Source organism: Leucothrix arctica (assembly GCF_003172895.1).
Classification (GTDB): Bacteria; Pseudomonadota; Gammaproteobacteria; order Thiotrichales; family Thiotrichaceae; genus Leucothrix; species Leucothrix arctica.
The window spans coordinates 1-12,940 of sequence record NZ_QGKL01000040.1; the positions used below are offsets into that span (position 1 = coordinate 1).

Consider the following 12,940-nt stretch of genomic DNA (forward strand, 5'->3'; position numbering starts at 1 on the left):
CGTTATTGCTTAAGAATATTCTTTATTTTCAATGTAATAAGAGCGTTTAATTTAAGATGAGTTCGATACGGGATCAACTATTAAAAGCAGGTTTAGTTACTGAAGAACAGGTTAAACAATCTGAAACTAAGCCTAAGCCAAGTGGTAAAAAACACCACAAGCCTACTAATAAGCACAATAAGTCGAAGCCTCAGACTAAGAAGCCTGCAGTGCCCGCTAAAAAGAAAGAGTTGTCAGATCTTGAGCTTTTTTACAAAGAAAGAGAGTCCACAGAAAAAGCAGAGCAAGCAGAGCAAGATAAAGCGCGTAAAGAAGCGGCAAGAATTCGTAAGTTGAACAGGGCCAAAATTGGTGCACTGATTCGAGACAACATGCAAAACGATGAAGCCGCAGATATTAGATACAACTTCGTAGTGGGCAGTTCAGTGAAATATCTGTTCGTCACAGAAGCACAGCAAGACTTGTTATCAGCCGGTAAATTGGCTATCGCATTCCTTGGCGAAAAGCGTTGCCTGATCTCTCCGGAAGTGGGTGATCAAATTAAAGCGATCGAGTCTTCAAGAATTGTAATTCTTTTTGAACCTGAGTCTGAGTAAAAGCAACCTACCGTTGTTCATTGTAATAATAGACAAAATAACCCAGAAATAGCACCTCACTACTTTTAAAAAAATAGCTTAAAGGTGTGCGCGAGATTCTGGGAATAAATAACGTAATAAATAGGTAAGGCACTCATGGGTATGCTCAAAGAATTTAAAGATTTTGCAATGAAAGGCAATCTTGTAGATATGGCTACAGGTATTATTATTGGCGTTGCTGTTGGTAAAGTAGTTTCATCATTAGTTGCAGACGTAATCATGCCTCCAATCGGTGTTTTAATGGGCGGCGTTGATTTCTCAAATCTGTCTTATGTCATTCAGGAAGCTGCAGGTGACGTTCCAGCAGTTGCAATCAACTACGGTACATTTGCACAAACAGTTATCGATTTCTTAATCGTTGCTTTTGTTATCTTCATGATCATTAAGGCGATGCCTAAGAAAGAAGAAGAGCCAGCTGGTCCATCTAGCGAAGATCTACTTGGCGAGATCCGTGACTTGTTGAAGAAATAAGTTATAAACGCATAGGTTATTACTTCAATGCATTAACCTATGCGTGCTTTTTGTGACTAGCTCATTAGTTGCTTAAGCATATCTGGTTCACGCTTTTCAAGCTTTTCACGCTGGGTTCTCGGGCTAATAAAAATACTTTTTAACTCTGTCAAAGCCGTATCAAAGTCTTTGTTGATAATGACGTGGTCGTACTCATTATAATGAGTCACATCTTCTTTAGCCTGAGCGACACGCTTGGCAATAACATCCGCCGCGTCTTGATTGCGTTTTGTTAGACGATTCTCTAGCTCACTAATTGATGGTGGCAGTACGAAAATGCTGCGCGTATTTGGCGCAAGCTGCCTAATTTGTTGTGCCCCCTGCCAGTCTATTTCTAAAATTACATCAATACCTTGTGATAACTGATCGTTAACAGCGGTGTGGGATGTGCCGTAGTAATTACCAAACACGTCAGCATGCTCTAGAAAAAGACTCTTTTCTATGTCCTTTTCAAAGGCTTCTTTATCGACAAAGTGATAATGTTGCCCGTCTACCTCACCTTCGCGCATAGGGCGAGTCGTATGTGAAACAGAGACTTTAATGCCTTTGACTGTTTCTAACATTGCGGTGATAAGACTTGTTTTCCCAGCACCTGAAGGTGCAGAAACGATATAAAGTGTTCCAAGTGTCATTAAGATTTCCTAGCAGCGCTAGTCGATATTTAAAGAAACCAGTATATAACGGAGTGGGAGATAGGGGTATTGCTTATATCTTTTCGCTGCGCCACTGACCATTATCAAGACCATCGATAGTCCATGAGCCGATTCGGTAACGAATAAGACGCAAAGTAGGTAGGCCAACTGCGGCTGTCATTCGACGAACTTGGCGATTGCGACCTTCAGATATTGTAATTTCTAGCCAGTGATCGGGTACTGTTTTGCGCACTCTAACAGGTGGATCTCTGTCCCAAAGAATACTGGGTGCATCCATTACTTGGGCTTTTGCTGGCTTTGTCATGCCATCTTTTAACATGAGTCCAACTCTGAGTTGTTGAAGAGCGGCCTCATTGGGTTCGCCTTCGACTTGGACCCAGTAGCACTTTGACATTTTTTGTGTAGGGTTTGCTATGCGATGCTGAAGTTTTCCGTCATCGGTTAGCGCCATCAAACCTTCGCTATCTTTGTCCAATCGTCCGGCAGGGTAGCAACCAGGTACGTCAATATAATCAGCTAATGTTCTAATGCTATCTTCAGCAGTGAACTGAGATAAAACGCCATAAGGTTTATTGAATAAAATTAGCTGTGACATATATTACCGAGTACTTTTTAGGATGGCTGAACTTAGGAAGCTGAACTGAGGGTAGCGATGTATCACGCTCATTCTAGCCTGTTGAGCAGTATCTAACGACAAAAAAGGGCCAATTTGTACTTGGTAGTATGGTTTTCTTTGTTGTGAATGAATATTGATAAAAGCGGGGAAGCCTTGTTTGAGCAGTGTATTCTTCATGCCTTCAGCTTTGGTCGCGCTGAGAGTAGAAAAAAATTGTACGAAGTGCTGTTTAACTGAGCTAGTAATGACGGCTCGGTGAAAGTTTGTATCGGCTTCGTTAGATGCTATGGTGTTAGCTTGAGTTATTACTGGTGCGAGAAAAAATAACACCAGTAAGCTGGAAGTCTGTAGGGGGGTCATTGGGTGCGTCCTTATAAACAATAACGGGGCATCGGGTATGGGCTTCCTGCCCAACTTTAAGTGTATCACCAGAATTTTAAAAAAGGTCGAGCAAAAAAGCTTACGCTTAATTCTCGACCCTAAAAGTAGCGTTATTTACTTTGGCGCTCGTAGTGCCCTTGGAGGCTAAGTAAATTCCGCTGGTCCCCGAGATTACATCTCAAGACCCATAGTACGTCCCTGTTAAGGCTAGAGTAAGTTAGCAAGGTATTTTACTAGTAATCTGGCTGATTTTAATACGTAGCAACGCTTGTGGTATAACGTTGACTAAACAAGATAACGCGGATTGTACTTACAGACGTATGTCAGTAATATATGGCTTGTTAATAACAGTCAGCGTTAATGATTTTTAAGATGTTTTTCTTATCATGTGCGCGTACTGTGGCATTACTCCCCCGAGCTAATAAGTCCCATCATTGATGATCGATAAAGATAAAATATCTAAGGAATTGGACTACTTGTTGGCATCCTATTCATTTAGAAATAAACCACAAATACAGCGTTTGCTGAGTTATTTGGTTGATCATGCCATTGACGCAAGTGACTCCTCCTACGATCAAAGAGCGATAGCTGTTGAGTGTTTAGGACGTGGAGATGAGTTTGATCCAGCAGAAAATCCCGTTGTTCGTATTGAAATAGGGCGACTGAGAAAGTTACTTAACCATTTTTACAGTGAAGACTCAACTAGGCAGTTAGTCATTACCATTCCACTCGGGCAATACCGTCCAGTCGTTACCCAGCAGGCTGGGCACGAAAGTGAAAACTTCATCCCCTCACTGGTGATTTCTCCTGCAAAACCAGAAAGTTTATCGCTTTTATTGCAGTTTGAAACGGACGCTGAAGAGTGTTCTGAATTGTACCTATTGCGCCACCAAATTAGAATTGGTCTGACTGTCCATATTGGTAAGTTACAAGGTGTCAGGCTCGTTGTCGCACTGCCGGATGAAGAAGGAAATGTTAAAAGCAATATTGACTTCATTGTGCGTGTATCTGTTGGTCATACCAGTAGTGGTTATCAACTGTTTTATTTTGTAGTGACCAAAAGCAGCGGCACCGTTTTGTTTGAAGAGAAAGTAGATCTCCCTAAGCATTATGATACTCAGGACTTAAATAGACTTATTAGTCTATGGGGTACAGGCTTACTGGATCGCGAGATCGGTTTGTTATGGGCAGAGTGGGTGAGTCTGCGTAGTCATCCAGATAGTAATCACTCGCTTCGAGTTCAGGCATTAGTTAATTATCAACGATACCTATTGAAGGAGTCGGATGCAGACCTAGAGGTCGCATTTTTCTCTATTTACAAAGCGCAAAGTGAAGACTCGGATAACAATGTAATTAATGCCGCACTGTCTGAGTTATATTGTCGAATAGTGATGAGGGGCAGCAATATTGTTGCAGACCCTGTGGTTGACGGTCTTTTGCAAGTCCGTACTGCACTTCGAACTAACCCTTCTTGTACAAAATTGCATTTAGTTTTAGCGTTTATGATGTTCTTTTCTAAAGAGTATCAGATGGCTGAGATTGAGCTAAGCTTTTGTCTCGAAAAGCCTTTGGCTACATTTTCATTTAGATTTCACTCTCTAATCTTAAATTGTTTAATGTCAGGTTTAGATGAAGGTTTGAATGAATTAGAAGCGTTATGTAGTCAAGCAGGTGTTTATCCAAAGCTATATTCAGTGATGCTTTATTTACGTGCGGTGTTAGATGAAGATCATGCGCTAGCAACAACGTTATTAGAAGTTTTAGGCAAGGGGTACTTTTTGCCAACGATTCTCCAGTGTTTGGGTTATATGAAACTTCCTGCTAAATATGAATCGAATGGGGGTCGACAGCAATTTAGGAAAGATGTTTCACAGCACTTGTCGCAGGTAAAATGATGGATGAGCTGTTAGTTGCAACTGAAGCTCAGTTATTAGAAAGTCACGGATTTCGTAGCAAGCCTCAAATGCAGCGTCTGTTGAAATACTTGATTAAACACTCGTATGATAATAATGAAACAGCGCTCCAGCAAAAAGAAATAGCAATAGAGTGTCTCGGTAGGACCAGTGACTTTATTCCATCTCAAGATCCTATTGTTCGTATTGAAGCTGTTCGTCTAAGAAAACTGTTAGACGCTTTTTATGAAGACAGCCAGCAAACGTTACCTTATCGCATGTCTTTGCCCAAAGGTTCCTATCGTATTCGATTCTCTCGAAATGAGGATAATACGCTAACGTCAGGGATTGGCTTATTGCTTGTATGCCAAGCGCCAAAACATGCTTCAAAATCGACGTTGACATTAATGTCAAAGATCAGGCATACGTTGTCAGATCGCCTCTCATGTTTTCATCATTTGGAATTAATGGTGGAGCACCTACCTAAGCATCAAGTGGCACAAAAAGGCTCTATCCATTTTTTAGCTGAAAAGCAGCACGACTATGTGCTTAGAGTGGAAGTGGTTGATGATAGACAAGGTGGATGCTTAGTTAGTAGTGTTTTAATTCATCGAATTAGTCAGGAAATTCTCTGGAGTAATTCGACGTTGGTTTCAGCTAATAATCGGACTGAGTCGCTTGAGGTTTTCTATAAAAATTTAGTGCGCTCTTTGGTGGCTGACTCTTTTGGCTTGCTAGGTCAACATTGGTCTAATTTTACAACGCAGGAAGGGCTAGATAGTCTACCTAGTCAGCAGAGGTCATGGGCTTACCTGATAGGGTTGGTAAAAAAACCAAGTGCTAAGTTAGCCAAGAATTATCTCGATTTTCTTAATATAAGGCTACGAAAATATCCTCAAGATTATATTGCCTATGCTGGTTACTCGCATTTGGCTTTCTATGATTTAGTATTCAATTTTGGGCTTATGGATGAGAGCTTAGATGAGCGGTGCGAGCGCTTGCTAAAAATAGTAGGGGAGCATCCTACTTATGATTTTTTTACTGTCTTGTTGGGCGTGTATTGTTTCATGGCTGGAAAATATAAGGATGCAAAAGTGTACTTAGAAACAGGTGTTAGGTTAAACCCTTATAACACCTGTTGGGGTTTTTTTTATGGAGGTGTACTTTTCTTCATGGGAGAAAGAGAGAAGGGGATTAGCGTGATAAATGAGTGTAATAAAGACTTCGGCGATAGCCATGCGTTACCTGGCTATTATTTGCTACCAGAGTTTTTATACCATCTAGATCAAGAGGACCCGCAAAAGGTGCTCCAAATGGGGATGAAGTTAGGCTTAAGTACTGAGCAGTGGAGTGATATCGGGGCGCTAAAAAGTCACCCCGATTTATTGGAATACTGCTGGCGGGCAGTTAAACCGGCACTGTTACAGCCCTAGATAACAAACGGGTGACGGTACGTATTGATACGAATTGTCCATCCACGCATCCACTTAGCTTCGTTGCGACGAGGGTCAGAGTTTCTAACGCGGCGTTGTAATATAGCCGTTGCAGAGTCAGCAAAGTTATTCAATGCTTGTTGACCTGGTTGGCTAGGGCGCATATTTTCTAGCACTTGAAGTAAGCCCCAGTTTTGTCCTTTATAGCCGCCGTTACGACTTAACCCTTCACCTTTGAAGTTGACGTAGTCGATTAGCGCATACCAACCACCGCGAGTGTTAGCCACTGCATTTAGGTTTTGTCCAACAAGTCCTTTAAGATGTGTCGGGGTCGCTTTAACAACTCTCGGCATCGCACGTTTAGCGCGGTCAAAGATGTAAGTTGCCTGTATATATCTGGTTTGGTAAAGCAGATTTTGAAGCTCCTTTACCTGTCTTGAGTGTTTGGCGCTACCTAGTTCATTTTTTGTACGCCAAGGTGCACCAGAATAACGTGCTTGTTGGACCCAAACAGGTAGTTGAACACCGTTTGCCTTGAGGTGATCTAGGAGACCCGGGAACGTGTTACCAAAGCGAGCGCGTCTGCCAGCAGGGTACCATGTGAAATGTCCTATCCCCATTGATGCGAAGTTTTCGCCATTATTCCAATGAACAAGGTTGGCGATATTGCCGCCACTTTCATTTTTGAATATTTTGTCACCGATCGAGCGGATTTCGCTATCAGTTAAGCCGCTAATACCAGCACTACCTTGGGTCGACTCTGGTGGTTGTTGATAGCGCTGTTGTTGCTGACGTTGCTGTAGCATCGCTAATTGCTGCTGTTTTTGCTGTTGGCGCTGTATTTGGGCAAGTTGCTGCTTCTGAGTCGCCTGTTGTTGTTGCCATGCATTACGGGCGCGACTTTGTGTTATTTTTGCCTGTGCTTGGCGCTGAGCAGCTAGTCTATTGTTGTTCGCTTGGCTTTGTGCATTACGCTTTTGTGCAGCCTGTTGGTTTTGCCAAGTTTGATTGTAAGCGAGTCGTGCCTGTTGGTTTTCTTTTTCTTTCTGTTTTTGTAAGGCGATTTGACGTTGCTGGTTTGCAATTTGTTGATTACGGGCAGCATTTGAGAGAGCATAGTTATTGTTATTACTCGTCACTTGATTTGAAGCTTGAGGTATAACTTTAGGTATGCTTTTAACTATCTTCGTCTGATTAGAGTTCGTTGATTGCGTACTACAAGCGGACAGCCCAAGTACCGCGATCAGGGGGATAGTGATGAGGATATAATTCTTCATAAAGTATGCCATTGCTTGTTATTATTATTTTGTAGCGGGTGCAAGTGGTTCAGTTATGAAACCATCATCGTTTTAGCGTCGTTCTAATTTTCCCCAAGCTCTTTCTGCAAAGAGCACCGCCATCAATCCAGCGTAAACGAGTGGTTCAGTGATGTCAGCTTTTACCAGCCACCAAAAGTGTATCACGCTAAAGATGACTGCAGGATAAACGAGCAGGTGAAGGAGCTTCCATCGTCTGCCCATTTGTCGCATCATATTCTTTGTAGATGTTATGGCAAGTGGGAATATACAGAGAAAAGCCAATACTCCGGCAGTTATGAAAGGTCTATCCCAAATATCACTATAGATGGCGAGCCAGTCTAGGCTTTGCTCAAACCAGAGGTAAAATAGACTGTGTAGGCTGGCGTAATAAAAGGTGAATAGACCAAACATACGTCGTAGTTGTAATAACTGTGGCCATCTCAACGCTCTACGCAAGGGTGATAGCAATAGTGTCAGTAGTAATATTCTGAGCGCCCACTCGCCTAAACTATGAAAGACATATTCGGGCGAGTTGGCGCCTAAGGTATCAAAAGAGATGCCTTTAATAAGTAACAGCGTAGGGAGTAGCAACAATACAAAGAATATTGGTTTAATCGTGTTATTAAACAGTGCCGATCTAATGTGCAAAATAGAATCCGTTAAAAGAAACGTTTAAGGTCCATGCCTGTATACAGTTCAGCGACCTCTTTTTCATAGCCATTAAATAATTGTGTTTTACGCTTAGTAAACTCACCTACACGACGCTCTTTCGCTTGGCTCCAGCGCTGATGTGGGACATCAGGGTTTACATTGGAATAAAAACCATACTCTGATGAGCTTGATAGCTGCCAGGAGTTCAATGGCTGCAGTTCAGTAAAGCTAATTCTAGCGATGCTCTTGATGCTTTTAAACCCATACTTCCACGGTACAACGAGTCGTAGTGGTGCACCATTTTGATTGAGCAGGTCTTTGCCATATAGCCCCGTGGATAACAGTGTTAACGGGTTCATTGCTTCATCCATTCTCAAGCCTTCGACATAAGGCCATGATAGGGAGTCTGTACGTTGTCCCGGCATGTTATCTGGATCATAAAGGGTTTCAAAGCGAACGTATTTTGCTTTTGAGTTTGGCTGCATACGCTTGATCAAGTCTGCAAGCGGGAAGCCCATCCAAGGGATCACCATCGACCAGCCTTCAACGCAACGAAAACGATAAATTCGCTCTTCGATTGATACAGGCTTTAGTAGGTCTTCAAGGTCGTAAGTGCCTGGGTTGTCACATTCGCCATCGACATCTACCGTCCAAGGAGACGTGACTAGGCTGTGAGCGTGTTTAGCAGGGTCGCGCTTGCTAGTGCCAAACTCATAGTAATTACAATATGAAGTTATCGACTTATAGGAAGTAGTTTTTTCAGTCGTGGAATAGTTTGACGTCTTTGCTTTCGCATCTCCACTGAATGATTTCATTGCCAAGCCAGTGCTTGCGACAATGCCAAGGCCTGCCGCCGTTTTCATAAATGTGCGACGTTTTTTGTATGTTTCGTAATCAGTGATATCATTTTCACTAATTCCGGGATTTTTATCAAAGTCCATTGTGTCCCCCGAGTACAGCGATAATACGTATTGTAAGTAGTGGCTAAGCCACTTTTAGCGGATTATACTGCACATTGATTTACTCAGGCTTAAGTCATTTTTATAATTATTCTTAAACAAAAGTGTGTATATGTCTTCTAAATTAATTCGTACCATAACATCTATTCTACCTGTCCAAAAAGATCGTATTGGCGAATGCAATGGTTGTGGTGCTTGCTGTCATTTACCCGTTAGGTGTACGTTTTTAACGGAAGATGAATCTGGCTTGTCTCGATGCTCTATCTATAAGATTCGACCACCAAATTGCCGAAAGTTCCCTAGGACGCCTTCACAGTTAAAACTAGTGGAGAACGAATGCAGCTATTCATTCTCCACTATTAGTCCCGATAATATCGGTAAAGCTATACCGCGAAATTAGGCATCAGTTGTCTCTTTTTCTGCCTCTGGGAAAAAGCTAATGACGACCAAAAGTATTGCCCCAATCGTGATTGCAATATCCGCAATATTGAAGATCGCAAAATGACCATTATTCAAAAAGAATACGTCAAGGTCGACATACATATCAATAAAATCAGTGACTCGGCCGCTAATTAAACGGTCGATACCGTTACCTAAAGCACCCCCTAATACAAGCGCGAGTGCGATAGCTGTTCCTTTCTCAGTACGCTCAAGCTTGCGTAACCAATGAATAATGTAGCCACTAACAACAAATGATAGGCCCACAAAAAGCCATCGCTGCCAGCCGCCTTGATTACCAAGAAAACTAAACGCTGCGCCATAGTTATAGGCGAGCGTAAAGTTTAGGTGATCAAAAACAGCATTTCGAACACCTTCATCAAGGTTGGCAACAGCCATCCACTTTGTTAGCTGGTCTAGAATAACGGTGACAATCGAAATCCATACCCACTTAAGCATAGTGACGAACCTCACCCTCTCCAACGACATTTTCAGCACAGCGACCACATAGCTCTGGGTGTTCAGGGTCTGTGCCTAAATCTGTCTGGTGGTGCCAGCAACGAGCACACTTTTCGCCGCCTGATTTAGTTGCCGTAATCCAAGTGTCGCTAAGTTCTGCTGCAGGTAAAGAGCCTTCTGGCGCTGTTGTCGCTTCAACGACTTCAGCACTTGAGGTGATCAGTACAAAACGTAGTTCATTGTCTAATTTGTTTAATGCGGCAAACGTATCGCCTGAAGTGTATACAGTGACAGCTGCATCAAGAGAAGAGCCGATAAGCTTTTCGTTACGCAAAATTTCAAGCTGTTTACTAACAGCTTCACGTACTTTGAAAATATTGCTCCACTGTTCATTGCTCAATAACTCATTATCAGTCATTGGGAATAACTTGTCTGACCATGTCGTTAGCTGTGCGTACTCTAACTTTTGATCTTCAGCGTCATGAGGCATTTGTTGCCATAGTTCTTCTGCTGTAAACGTAAGGATAGGTGTCATCCAACGCACAAGCGCATGAAGGATCAAGTATGCCGCGCTCTGTGCTGAGCGACGAGCAATTGAATCAGCCTTCATCGTGTACTGACGATCTTTAGTGATGTCTAGGAATAGACTGCCCATTTCGATAGAGCAGAAGTGCAGCATCTCTTGGTAAGCCAAGTGGAACTGCATATTTTCATAAGCATCAGCAATACGCTTTTGTACATCTTTCGTCTTAGCGACAGCCCAGCGATCTAGCGGCAGCATATCTTCAGCGGCCAACATGTCGGTATCAGGATTGAAATCATTCAAGTTAGAAAGCAAGTAGCGTGACGTGTTACGAATACGACGATAAGCATCCGCAGTACGTGTGATGATCTCATCAGATACTGTGATTTCACGGCTATAGTCAGAAGACGAAACCCATAAGCGAAGAATGTCCGCGCCTAACTTATTGATAACCTTTTGCGGAGCAACGGTATTACCAATCGACTTAGACATTTTCTTACCTTTAGCGTCAACAGTGAAGCCATGGGTAAGTACATTCTTGTAAGGCGGTTCGTCATTCATTGCCATAGACGTCAATAGTGACGACTGGAACCAACCACGATGCTGATCAGAACCTTCAAGGTACATATCAGCAGGGAAGTTTAGTTCTTCACGTTGGCGCAGTACTGACTCGTGCGTCGTACCTGAGTCAAACCATACATCTAGCGTGTCCATTGCCTTTTCATAGTGCTCAGCGTCATCACCGATAAGCTCAGCAGCGTCGACACTATGCCAATACTCAAGCCCTTCCTTTTCCATGCCTTGAGCTACTTTTTCCATGATAGCTAACGTGTCAGGGTGAAGCTCTTGAGTTTCTTTGTGAGTAAATAGTGAAATCGGCACACCCCAAAAACGCTGGCGAGAGATACACCAGTCTGGACGAGTCTCGATCATCTTAAAGATGCGATCTTCACCCCAGCTAGGGATCCACTCAACGTCTTTGATGGCCGCTAATGTTTTCTCGCGTAAGCCTTCTTTTTCCATGCTGATAAACCACTGAGGTGTCGCACGGAAGATGATAGGTGTTTTATGTCTCCAGCAATGAGGGTAACTGTGACGAATTTTCGTTGTATTAAGCAGTTGACCATTTTCGGTCAATAACTCAATGATTGCTTTGTTTCCCTGGTAAACATCAAGGCCAGCAAGCAGTGGCGTATCCGATAAATACTTACCGTCATTACCCACTGGGTTATAAACTTCCAAGTCATACTTTTGACCAACGATATAATCGTCAGTACCGTGAGCAGGCGCAGTATGAACAGCACCCGTTCCACCTTCAGTAGTCACATGGTCACCACAGATGAACGGAAGCTCACGCTCATAAAATGGGTGCTTAACTAATACATGCTCTAAGTCTTGTCCAAGACAGCTACCAACAACTTCTGACTCTTCGATGCCAAAGCGAGCCAACGATGACTCTTGAAGCGTTGGCTCAAGGATTAGGTAGCCACGCGCTGTCTTTACTAGATTATAAGTAAAGTCAGGGTGAACCGTAATCGCCATACTTGCAGGCAGTGTCCAAGGCGTTGTTGTCCAGATAACCGCAGAAATGCTCTCGGGTGTATCAATGCCAAACTTAGCAGCAACGGCTGCCGTATCGACAACGTCATACTTCACATCAACCGTTGGTGAGGTTTTTTCCTCGTACTCAACTTCTGCTTCAGCGAGTGATGATCCGCAGTCAAGACACCAGTTCACTGGCTTTTTACCTTTCAGTAAATGACCTTTAGCAATGATTTTTGCGAGTGAGCGAACGATATTCGCTTCCGTGTCGAAGTTTTTGGTTAGATAAGGCTCGTCCCAATCACCATTAACACCCATGCGTTTAAAGTCTTCTCGCTGACCATCGATTTGCGTTTGAGCAAACTCACGGCACAACTGACGGAATTTCTTAGCGTCAACTTTTACGCCAACCTTTCCAACTTTCTCTTCAACCTTCTGCTCGATCGGAAGTCCATGGCAATCCCAACCTGGAACAAAGGCAGCATCGAAGCCAGCAAGGTTCTTACTTTTCGTAATAATGTCTTTCAGGATCTTGTTAACAGCGTGACCAATATGTAGGTCTCCATTTGCGTATGGAGGGCCATCATGCAACGTGTACTTTGGACGTCCTGCAGCGTGTTCACGAACACGTTTATACAGGCCATCATTAATCCACGTCTCTAACATTACGGGCTCGCGCTTCGCTAAGTTTCCTCGCATAGGAAAGTCCGTTTTTGGAAGATTTAGCGTTGCTTTATAGTCGCTTGTACTTTTTGTCACCGTCGGATACCTGAATGATCTTTTTCTGAACGATGGAGAATATCAAGTTTTGGGCCAAAAACCGATATCTATTCATTGAATGAGTATATTGCTGATTATTTTTCGTCCATTACACAGCTAAAGGTCGGTTTTTTGCGATGGGCGGTGACACGGAGTGACCTACAACTTGTCAAACTATGTAGATGAACGCG

At 42.9% G+C, this 12,940-nt stretch carries 13 protein-coding genes; 5 read left to right on the forward strand and 8 right to left on the reverse strand.

Annotation, left to right across the window (positions count from 1 at the left end; all coding sequences use genetic code 11):
* Positions 1 to 56 precede the first annotated feature (56 nt).
* Both DKT75_RS16020 and mscL read left to right on the forward strand, forming a co-directional pair.
* Positions 57 to 596: a DUF2058 family protein gene (locus DKT75_RS16020; RefSeq protein WP_109824595.1), complete on the forward strand. Its 540-nt coding sequence runs from the start codon at positions 57 to 59 to the stop codon at positions 594 to 596.
* Between the two features lie 135 nt (positions 597 to 731).
* A complete protein-coding gene (mscL, locus tag DKT75_RS16025) occupies positions 732 to 1,106 on the forward strand; it encodes a large-conductance mechanosensitive channel protein MscL (RefSeq protein WP_109824597.1) in 375 nt (124 codons plus the stop codon).
* A 56-nt stretch (positions 1,107 to 1,162) separates the two neighbouring features.
* Here the strand turns inward: mscL and gmk are convergent, their stop codons facing one another.
* The 3 genes from gmk to DKT75_RS16040 form a co-directional block, all read right to left on the reverse strand.
* Positions 1,163 to 1,777 carry a guanylate kinase gene (gmk, locus tag DKT75_RS16030; RefSeq protein WP_109824599.1) on the reverse strand — a complete coding sequence of 205 codons (615 nt, stop codon included), beginning with the start codon at positions 1,775 to 1,777 and terminating at the stop codon, positions 1,163 to 1,165.
* 73 nt (positions 1,778 to 1,850) lie between these two features.
* On the reverse strand, positions 1,851 to 2,393 hold the full coding sequence (locus DKT75_RS16035) for a pseudouridine synthase (protein ID WP_109824601.1): 543 nt from the start codon (positions 2,391 to 2,393) through the stop codon (positions 1,851 to 1,853).
* 3 nt (positions 2,394 to 2,396) lie between these two features.
* Entirely contained in the window at positions 2,397 to 2,774 is a 378-nt protein-coding gene (locus DKT75_RS16040) for an SPOR domain-containing protein (protein ID WP_109824603.1), read from the reverse strand.
* Positions 2,775 to 3,232: 458 nt separating this feature from the next.
* Here DKT75_RS16040 and DKT75_RS16045 point away from each other — a divergent pair, with 458 nt between their 5' ends.
* Together DKT75_RS16045 and DKT75_RS16050 are read left to right on the forward strand one after the other, a co-directional pair.
* Positions 3,233 to 4,690: a hypothetical protein gene (locus DKT75_RS16045; RefSeq protein WP_109824605.1), complete on the forward strand. Its 1,458-nt coding sequence runs from the start codon at positions 3,233 to 3,235 to the stop codon at positions 4,688 to 4,690.
* Complete coding sequence (locus DKT75_RS16050; protein ID WP_109824607.1) at positions 4,690 to 6,120, forward strand: tetratricopeptide repeat protein; 1,431 nt, start codon at positions 4,690 to 4,692, stop codon at positions 6,118 to 6,120. Before DKT75_RS16045 ends, DKT75_RS16050 begins: the two co-directional genes overlap by 1 nt.
* Here DKT75_RS16050 and DKT75_RS16055 read toward each other — a convergent pair.
* The 3 genes from DKT75_RS16055 to msrP form a co-directional block, all read right to left on the reverse strand.
* On the reverse strand, positions 6,117 to 7,397 hold the full coding sequence (locus tag DKT75_RS16055; RefSeq protein ID WP_109824610.1) for an HlyD family secretion protein: 1,281 nt from the start codon (positions 7,395 to 7,397) through the stop codon (positions 6,117 to 6,119). The genes DKT75_RS16050 and DKT75_RS16055 overlap by 4 nt on opposite strands.
* 72 nt (positions 7,398 to 7,469) lie before the next feature.
* A complete protein-coding gene (locus tag DKT75_RS16060) occupies positions 7,470 to 8,066 on the reverse strand; it encodes a protein-methionine-sulfoxide reductase heme-binding subunit MsrQ (protein WP_109824612.1) in 597 nt (198 codons plus the stop codon).
* Between the two features lie 11 nt (positions 8,067 to 8,077).
* Positions 8,078 to 9,010, reverse strand: a complete 933-nt coding sequence (msrP, locus tag DKT75_RS16065) for a protein-methionine-sulfoxide reductase catalytic subunit MsrP (protein WP_109824614.1) — start codon at positions 9,008 to 9,010, stop codon at positions 8,078 to 8,080.
* A gap of 130 nt (positions 9,011 to 9,140) precedes the next feature.
* Between msrP and DKT75_RS22530 the strand changes: the two genes are divergently transcribed.
* Positions 9,141 to 9,428 (forward strand): YkgJ family cysteine cluster protein, encoded by a 288-nt coding sequence (locus DKT75_RS22530; protein WP_109824616.1) that lies wholly within the window; start codon positions 9,141 to 9,143, stop codon positions 9,426 to 9,428.
* Here DKT75_RS22530 and lspA read toward each other — a convergent pair.
* The gene (gene lspA / locus DKT75_RS16075) at positions 9,425 to 9,925 is read right to left on the reverse strand and encodes a signal peptidase II (protein ID WP_109824618.1); all 501 of its coding nucleotides are present in this window, start codon (positions 9,923 to 9,925) and stop codon (positions 9,425 to 9,427) included. The two genes, DKT75_RS22530 and lspA, sit on opposite strands and share 4 nt — an antisense overlap.
* Complete coding sequence (gene ileS / locus DKT75_RS16080; RefSeq protein ID WP_245923248.1) at positions 9,918 to 12,689, reverse strand: isoleucine--tRNA ligase; 2,772 nt, start codon at positions 12,687 to 12,689, stop codon at positions 9,918 to 9,920. The genes lspA and ileS overlap by 8 nt, the downstream gene beginning before the upstream one ends.
* Positions 12,690 to 12,940: the final 251 nt, after the last annotated feature.